A 14909-nucleotide genomic window follows, 5' to 3' on the forward strand; every position below is an offset into this window, starting at 1 on the left:
CCGGCGGCACGGGAAGGGGCGGGAGGCCCTTGGCCTCCCGCCCCGTCCCGTGCTTCGCCAGCTACTTGATCGCCTTGATCAGCTCGCCATTGGCGGTGTCGCCGCTCAGCTCCCAGAAGAACGTGCCGCCCAGGCCCTGCGCGTTCTTGAAGGCCATCTTCGAGCCGATGGTCTCCGGGGTGTCGTAACTCCACCACTGGTCGCCGCACTTGGCGTAGGCGGTGCCGCCGACCTTGCCGGTGGCCGGGCAGCGGCCCTTGAGGACCTTGTAGTCGTCGATGCCCGCCTCGTACTTGCCCGGGGCCGCTCCCGTGGCCGTGCCGCCCGGGGCGTCCTGGGTGACACCGGACCAGCCGCGGCCGTAGAAGCCGATGCCCAGCAGCAGCTTGTTCGCCGGGACCCCGAGACCCTTGAGCTTGGTGAGGGTGTCGGTGGTGTTGAACCCGGCCTTGGGGATGCCGTTGTACGACGTGAGCGGGGAGTGGGGGGCCGTGGGGCCCTTGGCGTCCCACGCGCCGAAGTAGTCGTACGTCATCGGGTTGTACCAGTCGACGTACTGGGCCGCGCCGGCGTAGTCGGCCGCGTCCATCTTGCCGCCGTTCGAGGCGTCCGCGGTGATCGCCGCGGTCACCAGATTGCTCTGCCCGAACTTCTCCCGCAGCGCCTTCATGACCTTGGTGAAGGCGTCCTTGCCGCTGGTGTCGCAGGTCAGACCGCAGGCGTTGGGGTACTCCCAGTCGATGTCGATGCCGTCGAAGACGTCCGCCCAGCGCTTGTCCTCGACCATGTCGTAGCAGGACTGCGCGAAGGCGGCCGGATTCTTGGCGGCCTCGCCGAAGCCGCCCGACCAGGTCCAGCCGCCGAACGACCAGATCACCTTGAGGTTCGGGTGCAGCTTCTTGAGCTTGCGCAGCTGGTTGAAGTTGCCGCGCAGCGCACCGTCGTCCCAGGTGTCCGCCTTGCCGTCCACGCTCTGGTCCGCGGTGTAGGCCTTGTCGTAGTCGGCGTAGGAGTCGCCGATCGCGCACTTGCCGCCCTGGACGTTGCCGAAGGCGTAGTTGATATGGGTCAGCTTCGCCGCCGACCCGGACGTCTCGATGTTCTTGACGTGGTAATTGCGGTCGTAGACACCCCAGTTGGTGAAGTATCCGACGACCTTGCTGCCCGCGGCCGCCGCGGGCTTCGCCTTGGTCACGGGGGTGGTGGCCGGGCCGGCGGAGGCCGACCCGACGAGCAGCGTGCCGGCCAGCGCCGCCGTACACAGCGCGGTGGCGGCGGCGATCAGCCTGCGCGGCGATCGCTTCCGGTGCGGTCTGAGCATGTCTTCTCCTCGGAGGGGGGCGAGGTGGAGCCTGACCTGCGTGCCGAAGGCATGAACGCGAATCGGCGCTCATCGTTAATTGGCATGAACGCGTGGAACGTTGGGGGAGAAGGTAGAAGGACTAGACCAGTACGGTCAATGGTTCGGACCAATTTCGTGGCCGAGTGACAGCCGGGCGGCGCCCGGGAGACGGCCGACGGACCGCCGGCCGGACCGGCCGCATCCGGGGATGATCAACCCGTGACGTGAGGCCGCCGATCGGGCATACTCCTAGCGCCACAGCTGCAGGTCATCGCCTTCCGAGACCCGGACGGCGATCATTGGCTGGGCATGACGAAATCCGGCGGCGCCGCCTCACCCCGCGCGCACGTCGCCGCAGCGCCCGACAGGGAGGAGAGCGCCGCCATGACCGAGTACGGCCCCCGGCCGGTGGACCGCAAGCTGCCCACCGAAGAAGCCCGCGATCTGCTGACGCTCGTACGCGAGCTCATCGAGCGGGAGATCAGGCCGGTCGCCGCCGAGGAAGAGGCCGCCGGCCGCTTCCCGCGGGAGACCTTCACCCTGCTCTCCGAGTCCGGACTGCTGTCACTGCCGTACACCGAGGAGTTCGGCGGCGGCGACCAGCCCTACGAGGTCTACCTCCAGGTCCTCGAAGAACTCGCGGCCGCCCGGCTCACCGTCGGCCTCGGCGTCAGCGTCCACACCCTCGCCTGCCACGCCCTCGCCGGCTTCGGCACGAAGGAACAGCGCGCCGAACACCTCCCGGCCATGCTCGGCGGCGGTCTGCTCGGCGCGTACTGCCTCTCCGAACCCGCCTCCGGCTCCGACGCCGCCTCGCTGACCACCCGCGCCGACCGCAAGGGCGGTGGGGGCACCTCCCGCTCGAGCGGAGCCGGGAGTGGGGGATGGGTCATCAACGGCACCAAGGCGTGGATCACCCACGGCGGAGTGGCCGACTTCTACACCGTCCTCGCCCGCACCGGCGGCAGCGGCGCCCGCGGCATCACCGCCTTCCTCGTCCCCGGCGACGCCGAAGGCCTCAGCGCCGCGCCGCCCGAGCGCAAGATGGGCATGAAGGGCTCCCCGACGGCCCAGCTGCACTTCGACGACGTCCACATCCCCGACTCCCGCCGCCTCGGCGACGAGGGCCAGGGCTTCGCGATCGCCCTCTCCGCCCTCGACTCCGGCCGCCTCGGCATCGCGGCCTGCGCCATCGGCGTCGCCCAGGCGGCGCTGGACGAGGCGCTCGGCTACGTCGCCGAACGCCGCCAGTTCGGCCGTCCCATCGGCGACTTCCAGGGCCTGCGCTTCATGCTGGCCGATATGGCCACCCAGGTGGAGGCCGGCCGGGCGCTGTACCTGGCCGCCGCCCGGCTGCGCGACGCCGGACAGCCGTTCTCCAAGGAGGCGGCGATGGCCAAGCTCTTCTGCACGGACACCGCGATGCGGGTGACCACGGACGCCGTACAGCTCCTCGGCGGCTACGGCTACACCCTCGACTTCCCGGCCGAGCGCTATATGCGCGAGGCCAAGGTGCTGCAGATCGTCGAGGGCACGAACCAGATCCAGCGGATGGTGATCGCCCGGCATCTGGCGGGGCCGGAAACGCGCTGAGCGGCCGCGGGGGGCCGGGCGCTGCACCGTGCCCGGTGCCCCTCGCCGTCGAGGTGGTAGGTGATCCCGGGCTGCGCTGCGGTGCCGGGTTCCGCGGAAGGTGCGGGCGGGGGCGAGGGTGTTCATCGGCAGTCGCAGCTCCTCGAGGCCGGTGAGGTCCCACAGGCCGGCGGGGAGCTCCGCGTGGTAGTCGCCGGTCGTGACGTACAGGCTCCATAGATCGGGCGTCCGCAGCGAGCGGAGGCCGCCGATGCCATCGGGTAGTTCCACGGCCCGGAAATCGGCCGGCTCCAGCTCCTCCAGGCGGCTCAGCCCCCACATCTCTTCCGGGATGGTGAGGGGGTTTTCGGCCGTGCCGTCGCTGCCAGGCTCAGCTTCACCAGTGCTTGCAGCCGGCCGATCTCCGGTGGGATCACCCGAAGATCCGCACTCGGCAGGACCAGCACTTCCAGGTCGCTCAACTGGCTGATTTCCGGCGGAAGTTCCTTCGCCCGGGCGCCCTCGCGGGTCAGTCTGCGCAGCCGGCGGAGACCGCCGATCTCCGGCGGTAAATGGGTCAACTCATTGACGCATGTGTCTAGTTCGCGAAGCTCGCCCAGCAGGCCGATCTCCGGAGGCAAGGCGGTGATCGGGGCGCAGAGTGTCTTCAGGGATTCCAGCCGGGTCAGCCGACCGATGCCCGCCGGAGTCTCGTCCAGATACTCGGAGTGGATGCTGAGCTCCCGCAGCCGCTCGAACCGCCACAGCTCGTCGGGCAGCGCACGCAGACCCTCCGCGTCGATGTCGATCACCTCCGCGTCGGGATCGGTGCGCGAGAGCTGTCGTACCACCTTCTCGAACTCGTTCTGATTCCACTCGGACCATTCGGACCGCTCCATGCCCCTCGAGCTAGCCGGGCCGCCTCATCACCACCCCCACTTTTCGCCGGGGTATGGCAGCCCGTGCCGACCTGACGTACCGTCAACTCCCGCCGTCCCGGACGGCTCCCGGCCGACCGTGCGCCCAGGAGGAACCCTCGTGCCCGACCGCCCGATCGCGCTCGACGAATACCCGATCCACCAGGTCCCGCTGTCCATGCGGCATGTCGCCACCGGCGATCGCAACGCCTACGACCGGTGCATCTTTCACGTCATGGACCACTCCGGCCGCGCCCTGCTCATCGCCGGCCTCGGCGTCTACCCCAACACCGGGGTCATCGACGCCTACGCCACCCTGCGCCTCGGCGACCGGCTGTATGCCGTACGGGCCTCCGACGCGCTCGGCGACGACCGGCTCGCGCTCAGCGTCGGACCGCTCACCATCACCGTCGAGAAGCCCCTCGCCCGACTGCGGCTGACCTGTGACGCCGACCCCGACGACCCCGACGGGCTCTCCTACGACCTCACCTGGTCCGCGGCCTTTCCCGCCACCTGGGAGCCGCACCACACCCAGTACCGGGGCGACCGGCTGACCCTCGAAGGGCGGCGGTTCGTCCAGGCCGGCACCTGCACCGGGAGCATCCGGGTGGCGGGGGAGGAGCTGACGGTCACCGAGGGGGAGTGGACCGGCACCCGCGACCGCAGCTGGGGCGTGCGCCCGATCCCCGGGGAGGACGGCGGGCGGGCCGGCGAGGAGATGCGGCCCGAGGGCTTCCACTGGGTCTGGTGCCCGGTCCGCTTCGACGACCGCTTCGTCATGGTCATCGTCCAGGAGGACGCCGACGGCCATCGCACGCTGAACGAGGCCCTGTTGGTCCGCAACGGCGAACGGGATGTCCAACTCGGCTGGCCGGGCACCGACATCCGCTACCGCCCCGGCACCCGCCACCCCGAACGCGCGGTCCTGCACCTAACCGACCCGTCCCGCAAACCCCTCGAACTCACCGCGGAGATCCTCACCTCCTCACCCCTGGCCGTCGGCGCCGGCTACCCGCCGGCCGACGACTGGCAGCACGGGACCTGGCGCGGCCGCGGCTGGAGCGACCGCCGCAGCTACGACCTCTCCGACCCCGCCGCGCACCCCCTCGCCGCGTATGGCGTCACCGATCACGCGGCCCGGTTCACCCTCGACGACCGGACCGGCTACGGCATCTTCGAGCACGGCAGTTTCGGACGGCACGACCCGAGCGGCTTCACCGGCTATGACTCCGTGGCGAAGGAGCCAGGACAGTGACCACGTCCCCACGCCCCCGCACCACCACCCGCGACCCCGAAGCCCTCACCCGGCGCCTCACCGCCTGGCTCGGCACCCGGCTCCCCGGCGCCCGCGCCACCGGCGCCACCGTCCCCGACTCCAACGGCATGTCCAGCGAGACCCTCCTGTTCGACATCGACCACCCCGACGCGCCGTTCCGTTCCTGCGCGCTGCGGCTCGCCGCCGACCCCGCCGCGTACACGATCTTCCCGCGCTACGACATGGCCCAGCAGTACCGCACCATGCAACTGGTCGCCGACCGCACCGACCTCCCCGTGCCCCGCACCCTCTGGCTGGAGGAGGACCCCGGACACCTCGGTGCCCCCTTCTTCGTCATGGAGCGTGCCGCGGGCCGTGTGCCACCGGACGTCATGCCCTATACCTACGCCGGGAATTGGCTGTACGACGCCACGGACGAGGAACGGGAACGCCTCGAATCCGAGAGCGTTTCGGTTCTCGCCCGGCTGCACGACCAGGCGCCGCCGGCGGCGGCCGCATTCCTGGGGGCGGGGGAGAACCCGGCAACGGCGCTGCACCGTCACGTCGAGAACCAGCGTGCCTATTACGCATGGGTGGTTGCGGGGCGCCCGCATTCCCCGGTGATCGATCGGGGCTTCGAATGGCTCACCGAGCACTGGCCCAAGCATCCGGGTGAGACCGTCCTGACCTGGGGAGACGCCAGGATCGGCAATATCGTCTACGACGATTCCTTCGCGCCGGCCGCCGTTCTGGACTGGGAAATGGCCGCCCTTGGGCCGCGCGAACTCGACCTGGGCTGGATGGTGTATCTCCACCGCTTCTTCCAGGACCTCTCGGAGAGCAGCGGGGAAGTCGGACTGCCCCAATTCCTGCGCCGCGACCGAATCGAGGAGCGCTATGCCCGGCTCACCGGGCACACACCCCGAGATATGGAATTCCACACCCTTTATGCGGCCCTGCGGCAGGCCATCGTGATGCTGCGGGTGGCGTATCGCCAGGTGCATTTCGGTGAGGTGCCGGTGCCGGACGACGCCGATGCGCTGATCCTGCACCGGGACACCCTGGAAGCGATGATCGCCGGTCGTTACTGGTGAGCGGGGCTCAGGCCCCGCGGCGCATCTGCGGTACCCGGGCCTGCCACGTGCCCTGCCCGACGACGTGCGAGAACGGCTGGCGCCGCCAGTCGAGGCTCTCCGGGAGCGTCAGCAGCACGGCCGCGTCCCGCTCCTGAGCGTCCATCGTGTCGTCGGTCTCCGGCGCCTCGGCCACCGGGCGGCCGGAGCCCTGGCACACCGTCAGGCCGAACGGGTTCCACGGCGAGGGGCACAGGGCGTGCTCCGGAAGCGTGTCCTCGTCCGCCAGCAGTGCAATCGGCTGCCCGCAATCCGGGCAGGTCACGCGGTAGATGTCAAAGGTCTCGAAGGCTTCGTACGTACCGTCGTCGCCGGAGAAACCGAGACTGTCGCCCTCCTGAGCGCCGACGTTCGGCGCGGCGGATTCCTGCTTGAGGCGTCGCATGATGTCCATCCCCCTCGGGTGGGCCCACTCGGACCGCTGACTTCCTGTAACGGGCGGTCCCGGCCACCACCAGCAATTCCCTTCATGCCGCGCGCATAATCACCGCCGCCCGACATACACCGGACCACGGGTGTGGCATTCCTCACACGGGCCGGTGCAGGGGTGTCCACGATCCGGCGCGCGCTGCGCATCCGCGCCCGCGCACAGTAGGTTGAACGGGTGGAGGAGTTGGACCGACAAATCGTGGATCTGCTCGTCAAGGACGGGCGGATGAGCTACACCGACCTGGGCAAGGCCACCGGCCTGTCCACCTCGGCGGTGCACCAGCGCGTGCGCCGTCTAGAGCAGCGCGGTGTCATCCGGGGCTATGCCGCCATCGTGGACCCCGAAGCCGTGGGCCTGCCGCTCACCGCCTTCATCTCGGTCAAACCCTTCGACCCCAGCGCCCCCGACGACATCGCCGACCGGCTCGCGGAGGTCCCCGAGCTGGAGGCCTGCCACAGCGTCGCGGGCGACGAGAACTACATCCTCAAGGTCCGGGTCGCCACCCCGCTGGAGCTGGAGCACCTGCTCACCCGGATCCGCTCCCTGGCGGGCGTCTCGACCCGCACGACGGTCGTGCTCTCCACTCCGTACGAGGCCCGGCCGCCACGCATCTGACCTGGCGGCGTTTCCACCCCCGCGCGCGGCGCACCCGCGCGAAGGGGCCAAACTGTCCGGTATGAGCGAGCGCACCCCGGACCCGGCCCGGCAGTCCCCTTCCCGCACCGTCCTTCTGCGCGGCGGTGAGGTGCACAGTCCCGCGGACCCGTTCGCCACCGCCATGGTCGTGGAGGGCGACCGCATCGCCTGGGTGGGGGAGGAGGGCGCGGCCGATTCGTTCGCCGACGGCGTCGACGAGGTCGTACGGCTCGACGGTGCGCTGGTCACCCCGGCGTTCACGGACGCACACGTGCACACCACGGCGACCGGCCTCGCGCTCACCGGACTCGACCTGACCGGCGCCGCCACGCTCCCCGACGCGCTGGCCCGGATCCGCGACCACGCGGCCGCGCGCCCGGCGGACAAGATCCTCCTCGGCCACGGCTGGGACGCCAGCGCCTGGCCCGAGGGGCGCCCGCCCTCCCGTGCGGAACTGGACGCGGCGACCGGCGGCCGTCCCCTCTATGTCACCCGCGTCGACGTGCACTCCGCGGTGGTCACGACGGCGCTGCTGGACCTGGTCCCCGGGATCCGCGAGCGGGCCGGCTTCCGTGCGGACGCCCCGCTGACCGGCGATGCCCACCACGCCGCACGGCGGGCCGCGTATGCCGCCGTCACGCCCGCCCAGCGCGCCGACGCCCAGGCCGCGGCGCTCGCCCGCGCGGCCTCCCTCGGCATCGGCAGCGTCCATGAGTGCGCGGGCCCGGAGATCTCCGGCGAGGACGACTTCACCGCGCTGCTCGCGCTGGCCGCGGAGGGAAACGGCCCGCGGGTGGTCGGCTACTGGGCCGAGCTGGTCGCATCCGCAAAGGAGGCCGGGCGGATCCGTGAACTCGGGGCCGTCGGAGCGGCCGGGGACCTGTTCGTCGACGGATCGCTCGGTTCGCACACCGCCCATCTGCACGCCCCGTACGCGGACGCCGAGCACTCCGGCGTCGCGCAGCTCGACGCCGAGGCCGTCGCCGCCCACGTCGCCACCTGCACCCGAGCCGGACTCCAGGCGGGATTCCACGCCATCGGCGACGCGGCGCTGACCACCGTCGTCGACGGCGTACGGGCCGCCGCCGACCGCGTCGGCCTGGACCGGATCCGCGCCGCCCGGCACCGCGTCGAGCACGCCGAGATGCTCACCGACCGCACCGTCGCCGGCTTCGCCGACCTCGCGCTGACCGCCTCCGTCCAGCCCGCCTTCGACGCGGCCTGGGGTGGCGAGGACGGCATGTACGCCACCCGCCTCGGCGCCGACCGCGCCCGCACCCTCAACCCCTACGCCGCCCTGCTCAAGGCCGGTGTCCCGCTGGCCCTCGGCTCCGACAGCCCGGTCACCCCGCTCGACCCCTGGGGCACCCTGCGCGCCGCCGTCTTCCACCGCACCCGCGCCCACGGCATCTCCGCCCGCGCCGCGTTCGCCGCCCACACCCGCGGCGGCTGGCGCGCCATCGGCCGGGACGACGCGGGCGTCCTGGTGCCCGGTGCGCCCGCCGACTACGCGGTCTGGCGCACCGGCGAACTGCTCGTCCAGGCCCCCGACGAACGGGTACAGCGCTGGTCCACCGACCCCCGCTCGGGTACCCCAGGACTGCCCGATCTGACCCCCGGCGGCGACCTGCCGGTATGCCTGACCACGGTCGTCGGCGGTCGTACCGTCTTCGGGCGGCCGATCGAGTGACATCGGGCGGTCAGGTGTCGCCGAAGGGTGCGCGTGCGGCTGCTTGCCCCACCTGGGGAAGCTCGGCGGTGACCTGGGACGACGCGAAAACCACGCAGGCGGGGCACCTGTTGACAGCGGGCGGTCGGCGGCCGGTAGGTTCGGCCGAGTCCACCACAGGACGTCCGAACGGGAGACCTCCGCGCCGTTGTCGAACGCAGCTGGGCCATGGGGCGGGGCGCCACACCGGCGCACCGCCACTGGGAGCCAGGTCCAGCGTCAGCGGCACGGCGCGGCGGAAAGTCTCAGCTGGATGGGAGTCCCTCCCTGCTCGTCAAGGGCTTGGGGGAAGGTGCGACCCGGGTGGGGCCCGGACGCTCAGTAGACAACGGCTTTCGGTCGACCCGCAGCCAGCGGGTCCCAGGTCGGCCCGAAGGGCACCGGGCCCCTATCCGCACCTCCCGTTTCCCGTGCGCCTGCGTCATCTTGCGCACCTGGCACCCGCTACGGCGGCTTCCCGATGTACGGTCAGCTCATTCCCCCGAGCTCTTGACGGGGACCCCCACCCACGCTCCTGGTGAGCAGGGCGGGACCCCCACCCGACCTGCAGGAAGGCCGCGACCGTGCCATCGGTCTCCGACACCACCGAAGAAGCCGCGAGCGGCGCCTCGCCCGACGGCACGGTGCCGCCCGCCGAGACGGGGGTGACCGACGTGCCGCGCCGCCCCGGCCGGGCCCGCCGGATCGCCGCGCTGGCCCGCCGCGAGGCGCTGCGTACCCTCCTCGCGGCCGTCTGCGGCATCGCGCTCGGCCTCGCCTTCCCGCCGTACGACCTGTGGCCGCTGTCCCTGGTGGGCGTGGCCGCGTTCTCGCTGCTGACCCGCGGCCGGACCGTACGGCAGGGCGCCTGGACGGGCTTCGTCTTCGGGCTGCCGTTCTTCGTGATCCTGCTCAAGTGGCTGCATGTGGTCGGCTGGGACGCGGTGATCGGACTGTCCGTCGCCGAGGCGCTGTTCCTGATGCTGTTGGGCGCGACGCTGGCCGGCACCTCGCGGCTGCGGGCCTGGCCGCTGTGGGCGGCCTGCCTGTGGGTCGCCGAGGAATGGGCCCGCGACCGGATGCCGTTCGGCGGCTTTCCGTGGGGGCGGCTGGCGTTCGCCAACACCGGGTCCCCGTTCACCCCGCTCGCCGCGCTCGGCGGCGCCCCGCTGGTGACGTTCGCCGTCGCGCTGGTCGGCACGCTGCTGGCCGCGTGCGCCGCCGCCCTGTGGGGCCTGCGCGGCTCCGGCTCGTTGCGCAAGGCCGTTCCGGCTCTTGAGGCCTTCGGGCTCGCGGCCGCCGTCACCGTCGCGGGCGCGGCCGTACCGGTCCCGACGAAGGCCGACGACAGCGTCGACATCGCCGTCGTCCAGGGCAACGTCCAGCAGCCGGGCATGGACTTCCTGGGCCGTCCCATGAAGATCCTCGACAACCACGCCACGGCCACCGAGAAGCTCGCCGCCGACATCAAGGCGGGCAAGGCCAAGAAGCCGGACCTGGTCATCTGGCCGGAGAACTCCTCCGACCTCGACCCCTTCCAGTACCCGCAGGCCTACGACCGGATCAACGAGGCCGTGCAGGCCATCGGCGTGCCGGTGCTCGTCGGCGCCCTGGTCGACCACCCCACCAAGAAGGGCTACGTCTTCAACGAGGGCATCGTCTGGGACCCGAAGACGGGGCCGGGAGCCTCGTACACCAAGCAGCACCCGGTGCCGTTCGGCGAGTACGTGCCGTTCCGGGAACAGGTGAGCAAGATCATTACGCGCTTCCAGCGGGTGCCCCGCGACTTCTACCCCGGTGACCACACCGGCGTACTGAACGTCGGCCCCGCCAAGCTCGGCGATGTCATCTGCTTCGAGGTCGCCTACGACGAGATCGTCCACGACACCGTCGACGCCGGCGCCCGCGCCCTGGTCATCCAGACCAACAACGCCACCTACGGCCGCACCGGCCAGCCCGAGCAGCAGCTGGCCATGTCCAAGCTCCGCGCCGTCGAACACGGCCGGGCCGTCGTCACCGCCGCCACCAGCGGGATCAGCGCGGTCGTGGCCCCGGACGGCACGGTCACCCATCAGATTCCCGAATTCACCCAGGGCGTGGTGTCCGCGCGGATCCCGCTGCGCGACGAAACGACGCTCGCCGACCGCGTCGGTGCGGCACCCGAGTGGGCGCTCGCTATCGTGGGTCTTCTGTCCTGTGCCGCCGCGGTTGTCGTCGGCCGGCGCGGGCGTTCGAAGATCGAGAAGGGGCAGCAGTGACAGACGGCGGTCAGCGGCGGTACGGTCCGCTCGGCACCACGTTGGTGATCATTCCGACGTACAACGAGGCGGAGAACATCAAGCCGATCGTCTCGCGGGTGCGGTCCGCCGTCCCCGAGGCGCACGTCCTGGTCGCGGACGACAACTCACCCGACGGCACCGGAAAGCTCGCCGATGAGCTCGCCGCCGAGGACGACCACGTCCACGTCCTGCACCGCAAGGGCAAGGAAGGGCTCGGCGCCGCCTACCTCGCGGGCTTCCGGTGGGGCACGGACAACGGCTACGGCGTCCTGGTCGAGATGGACGCCGACGGTTCCCACCGGCCCGAGGAGCTGCCGCGGCTGCTCACCGCCCTCAAAGGCGCCGACCTCGTACTCGGCTCGCGCTGGGTGCCAGGCGGACGGGTGGTGAACTGGCCCAAGAGCCGCGAGTTCCTCTCCCGCGGCGCCAGCGCCTACTCCCGCGCCCTCCTGGACGTGCCGATCCGCGATGTGACCGGCGGCTTCCGTGCCTTCCGGGTGGAGACGCTCAAGGGGCTCGGGCTGGAGGAGGTGGCCTCGGCGGGCTACTGCTTCCAGGTCGACCTCGCGCGCCGTGCGGTGCGGGCCGGCTTCCATGTCGTCGAGGTGCCGATCACCTTCGTCGACCGGGAGCACGGGGACAGCAAGATGAGCCGCGACATCATGGTCGAGGCGCTCTGGAGGATCACCGCCTGGGGCGTCGACACCAAGCTGAACAAGATCCGCCGCCGCTGACCCACCGCAGGTCCGGGCCGTCTCCCGGCAGCCCCCTCGCCATCGGTGCGGCCCTTGGGCCAGGCACACTTGAGGCATGACGTTCGCAGCCGTACCACCGCCCGACCCCCGCCCGCCCCAGCGCTCGCGCGCCCGCCGGTTCCTTCCGCTGGGCATCGCCGCCTGGGTGGTGCTCGAGGTCTGGCTGCTGATCGTCGTCGCGGATGCCACGAGCGGGCTGACGGTCTTCCTGCTGCTGGTCGCGGGCATCCTGGCCGGCGCGCTGGTGATTAAGCGGGCGGGCCGCCGGGCCTGGCGCAAACTCACCGAGACCCTGCAGGCCGCCGATCCCACGGCGCCCAGGGAATCCACTTCTTCGGGCAGCGGGGCCTCGGGCAGCGGGGCGTCGGGCAACGGCAATACCCTGCCGATGATCGGCGGGCTGCTGCTGATGGTGCCGGGGCTGGTGTCCGATGCCGTGGCGCTGCTGTGCCTCTTTCCGCCGACCGGCAAGCTGATCGCGCGCCGTGCGGAGAAGCTGCTGTCCCGGAGGTCGGGCTACGCCGCGGGGTCGTTCGGCGATGCGTTCCAGCAGGCCCGTATCCACCGGCCGGACGGCAAGGTCGTCCAGGGCGAGGTCATCCGTGATGACGAGCCCCCGGCCCCGCCCCGCCAGGACCCGCCGCTGACCGGCTGAGAGCCGGAGCCGGAGACGAGCAAGGGCCGGGGCCACTGCGTGATGCAGTGACCCCGGCCCTCGTGCTGCGTACTTCTCTGGCGCAGTCCGGTTGTCAGGCGGACTTGCGGTTGCTGTCGCGCGGATGCACGGCAATGTTCATGGTTCCGGAGCGCAGGACGGCCAGCCGCTCGGCCAGCACCTCCTCCAGCTCCTCGCGGGTCCGCCGCTCCATGAGCATGTCCCAATGCGTACGCGCGGGCTTACCCTTCTTCTCCTCGGGGCCATCGCCGTCCACCAGAAGAGAGGGTGCACCGCATACCTTGCACTCCCACTCCGGCGGAATCTCGGCCTCAACCGAGAACGGCATCTCAAATCGATGGCCGTTCTGGCATGCGTACTCCACCGCCTGGCGCGGGGCCAGGTCGATGCCGCGGTCGGTCTCGTAGCTGGTCACCACGAGTCGCGTGCCGCGGAGAGCTCGCTCACTCATGAATCGTGCCTCCCGGGCTTGTCGCCCACAGGACAGGTGTCGCTGTCGTCGTCATCCGGTCAACGTCCGGTCGGCGGTGAAGATTCCCGTAATCTGCGTCGCCCGTCGTGCCGCCCCTTGTTGTACCCACCAGCGCCCGGTTTGTCACATCTGGCAGCAGATGTCACCCAACGCTTTCCCGATTTGAGCGCGCAGTAACGGTCCGCCTGGTGAGCCAAAGGCGTACACTACCGGCCCGCGCCCCCCGAACCTAAATCCGGTCCGGGACAGAGTTGCCCGCCGCCGCGATCGCCCGCCGCACCGGCACCCTCGCCAGCAGGACAAATCCGACCGCGAAGAAGGCCACCAGGGACACGATCGCATCCCGGTAGCTCCCGGTCAGCTGGTAGGTCATCCCGAACACCAGCGGCCCCAGCCAGCTCACGCCCCGGTCGCTCATCTCGTACGCGGAGAAGTATTCGGCCTCCTTGCCGCGCGGAATGAGATGTGAGAACAGCGACCGGGAGAGCGCCTGGCTGCCGCCCAGGACCAGTCCGATCGCCGCCGCCAGCGCAAAGAACCAGACAGGTTCCTTCGCCGGCAGGAAGAATCCCGCCGCCAGCGTCAGGGCCCAGGCCGCCAGCGAGCCCAGAATGGTGCGCTGGGCGCCGTACCGCCGCGCCATCCGCCCCATCAGCATCGCGCCCGCCGCCGCCAGGATCTGCACCAGCAATACCGCGATGATCAGCGTCGTCTGGTCCAGCCCCAGCTCCTCGGAGCCGTAGACGGACGCCTGGCTGATCACCGTCTGCACTCCGTCGTTGTAGACGAGATACGCGAGAAGAAAGGCGAGCGTGAGGGGGTGGCGACGCATCTCGCGCAGGGTCTCGCGCAGCTGCCGCCAGCCCTGGCCGAGCGCCGCGCCACCGGGCCCGTCGGCCACGGCACTCCGCGCCGCCCGCCGGTCGCGCAGCCGGCGCAGCGGGATCAGCGAGAACGCGCCCCACCACAGTCCCGCCGAGGCCAGACAGATCCGTACGGCGGTGCCCTCGGACACCCCGAAGGAGTCGTGCCCGGCATACAGCGCCAGATCGACGATCAGGACCAGCGCGCCCGCCGCGTAGCCGAACGCCCAGCCCCGGGAGGACACCGCGTCCCGCTCGTCCGGCTCGGCTATCTGCGGCAGGAAGGAGTTGTAGAGCATCATCGACACGACGAAGGAGACGTTCGCGATGATCAGCAGCGCCCCGCCGAGCAGATAGCGGTCGCCGGCCAGGAAGAACATCCCGGCCGTCGCCGCCGCCCCCGTATACGCACAGCAGCCCAGCAGCGGCTTCTTGCGGCCGGTCCGGTCGACCAGCGCCCCGGCAACCGGCATCGCCAGCACCGACAGCAGCAGGGACGCGGAAACCGAGTACGCGAAGAAGGAGCCCGCGCGTACCGGAATGCCCAGGGGGTGGACGAAGCCGTCCGGGCCCGCGGCGGCCCTGGCCACCGAGGTCAGATACGGCCCGAGGAACACCGTCAGGACGCTGGTCGAGTAAACGCTGTTCGCCCAGTCGTACCAGTACCAGCCGCGCTGTTCCCGGCGTCTGGCCGCCGTCCCCTCATCGACGCCCCCGATCACGGCTTGTGTGCTCACCGCGCCCACCCCCGTCCACCCGTCCCCGTCGCCGCGGCGGACCGACGGTGGGCGGTCAGACCCAGGAGCCCCGCTCGGTCAGCACCGTCCGCAGCGTCTCGATGTGATCGATTGAACGACTCTCACCGCTGCGC

The 14909-nt window shown here is 71.1% G+C and carries 13 protein-coding genes; 8 read left to right on the forward strand and 5 right to left on the reverse strand.

The window, feature by feature from the left end:
* Positions 1-61 precede the first annotated feature (61 nt).
* A complete protein-coding gene (locus tag ACIRPT_RS03080; protein ID WP_403821309.1) occupies positions 62-1321 on the reverse strand; it encodes a glycoside hydrolase family 18 protein in 1260 nt (419 codons plus the stop codon).
* A 405-nt stretch (positions 1322-1726) separates the two neighbouring features.
* Here ACIRPT_RS03080 and ACIRPT_RS03085 point away from each other — a divergent pair, with 405 nt between their 5' ends.
* A complete protein-coding gene (locus ACIRPT_RS03085) occupies positions 1727-2935 on the forward strand; it encodes an acyl-CoA dehydrogenase family protein (protein ID WP_403821777.1) in 1209 nt (402 codons plus the stop codon).
* A 308-nt stretch (positions 2936-3243) separates the two neighbouring features.
* On the opposite strand, the gene ACIRPT_RS03090 is transcribed toward ACIRPT_RS03085, so the two are convergent.
* Entirely contained in the window at positions 3244-3813 is a 570-nt protein-coding gene (locus tag ACIRPT_RS03090) for a leucine-rich repeat domain-containing protein (protein ID WP_403821312.1), read from the reverse strand.
* A 139-nt stretch (positions 3814-3952) separates the two neighbouring features.
* Here ACIRPT_RS03090 and ACIRPT_RS03095 point away from each other — a divergent pair, with 139 nt between their 5' ends.
* Both ACIRPT_RS03095 and ACIRPT_RS03100 read left to right on the forward strand, forming a co-directional pair.
* Positions 3953-5086, forward strand: a complete 1134-nt coding sequence (locus ACIRPT_RS03095; RefSeq protein WP_403821315.1) for a hypothetical protein — start codon at positions 3953-3955, stop codon at positions 5084-5086.
* Complete coding sequence (locus ACIRPT_RS03100; protein WP_403821318.1) at positions 5083-6180, forward strand: phosphotransferase family protein; 1098 nt, start codon at positions 5083-5085, stop codon at positions 6178-6180. Before ACIRPT_RS03095 ends, ACIRPT_RS03100 begins: the two co-directional genes overlap by 4 nt.
* A gap of 7 nt (positions 6181-6187) precedes the next feature.
* On the opposite strand, the gene ACIRPT_RS03105 is transcribed toward ACIRPT_RS03100, so the two are convergent.
* Complete coding sequence (locus ACIRPT_RS03105) at positions 6188-6613, reverse strand: hypothetical protein (RefSeq protein WP_403498538.1); 426 nt, start codon at positions 6611-6613, stop codon at positions 6188-6190.
* A 210-nt stretch (positions 6614-6823) separates the two neighbouring features.
* Here ACIRPT_RS03105 and ACIRPT_RS03110 point away from each other — a divergent pair, with 210 nt between their 5' ends.
* The 5 genes from ACIRPT_RS03110 (at position 6824) to fxsA (ending at position 12682) form a co-directional block, all read left to right on the forward strand.
* Positions 6824-7264, forward strand: a complete 441-nt coding sequence (locus ACIRPT_RS03110; protein ID WP_026248099.1) for an Lrp/AsnC family transcriptional regulator — start codon at positions 6824-6826, stop codon at positions 7262-7264.
* Positions 7265-7325: 61 nt separating this feature from the next.
* Positions 7326-8975, forward strand: coding sequence for an amidohydrolase (locus ACIRPT_RS03115; RefSeq protein WP_403821322.1), 1650 nt, complete (start codon positions 7326-7328; stop codon positions 8973-8975).
* Between the two features lie 602 nt (positions 8976-9577).
* Positions 9578-11251 carry an apolipoprotein N-acyltransferase gene (lnt, locus tag ACIRPT_RS03120; RefSeq protein WP_403821325.1) on the forward strand — a complete coding sequence of 558 codons (1674 nt, stop codon included), beginning with the start codon at positions 9578-9580 and terminating at the stop codon, positions 11249-11251.
* A complete protein-coding gene (locus tag ACIRPT_RS03125; protein ID WP_403821328.1) occupies positions 11248-12006 on the forward strand; it encodes a polyprenol monophosphomannose synthase in 759 nt (252 codons plus the stop codon). Before lnt ends, ACIRPT_RS03125 begins: the two co-directional genes overlap by 4 nt.
* A gap of 76 nt (positions 12007-12082) precedes the next feature.
* Positions 12083-12682 carry an FxsA family membrane protein gene (gene fxsA / locus ACIRPT_RS03130; RefSeq protein WP_403821331.1) on the forward strand — a complete coding sequence of 200 codons (600 nt, stop codon included), beginning with the start codon at positions 12083-12085 and terminating at the stop codon, positions 12680-12682.
* A 94-nt stretch (positions 12683-12776) separates the two neighbouring features.
* Here fxsA and ACIRPT_RS03135 read toward each other — a convergent pair whose 3' ends face one another.
* Together ACIRPT_RS03135 and ACIRPT_RS03140 are read right to left on the reverse strand one after the other, a co-directional pair.
* Positions 12777-13154 carry an RNA polymerase-binding protein RbpA gene (locus ACIRPT_RS03135; protein WP_026170122.1) on the reverse strand — a complete coding sequence of 126 codons (378 nt, stop codon included), beginning with the start codon at positions 13152-13154 and terminating at the stop codon, positions 12777-12779.
* 250 nt (positions 13155-13404) lie between these two features.
* Positions 13405-14775, reverse strand: coding sequence for an MFS transporter (locus ACIRPT_RS03140; RefSeq protein ID WP_403821335.1), 1371 nt, complete (start codon positions 14773-14775; stop codon positions 13405-13407).
* Between the last annotated feature and the right edge of the window lie 134 nt (positions 14776-14909).

The sequence above is a fragment of the Streptomyces sp. NPDC101227 genome (assembly GCF_044767545.1).
In the GTDB taxonomy this organism is placed as follows: domain Bacteria; phylum Actinomycetota; class Actinomycetes; order Streptomycetales; family Streptomycetaceae; genus Streptomyces.

What these genes read in the sequence shown, in the direction of transcription:
- fxsA (WP_403821331.1), top strand. Translation starts at nt 12,083, where the DNA reads ATGACGTTCGCAGCCGTACCACCGCCCGACCCCCGCCCGCCCCAGCGC.
- ACIRPT_RS03115 (WP_403821322.1), top strand. Translation starts at nt 7,326, where the DNA reads ATGAGCGAGCGCACCCCGGACCCGGCCCGGCAGTCCCCTTCCCGCACC.
- ACIRPT_RS03080 (WP_403821309.1), bottom strand. Translation starts at nt 1,321, where the DNA reads ATGCTCAGACCGCACCGGAAGCGATCGCCGCGCAGGCTGATCGCCGCC.
- ACIRPT_RS03090 (WP_403821312.1), bottom strand. Translation starts at nt 3,813, where the DNA reads ATGGAGCGGTCCGAATGGTCCGAGTGGAATCAGAACGAGTTCGAGAAG.
- ACIRPT_RS03105 (WP_403498538.1), bottom strand. Translation starts at nt 6,613, where the DNA reads ATGGACATCATGCGACGCCTCAAGCAGGAATCCGCCGCGCCGAACGTC.
- ACIRPT_RS03135 (WP_026170122.1), bottom strand. Translation starts at nt 13,154, where the DNA reads ATGAGTGAGCGAGCTCTCCGCGGCACGCGACTCGTGGTGACCAGCTAC.
- ACIRPT_RS03085 (WP_403821777.1), top strand. Translation starts at nt 1,727, where the DNA reads ATGACCGAGTACGGCCCCCGGCCGGTGGACCGCAAGCTGCCCACCGAA.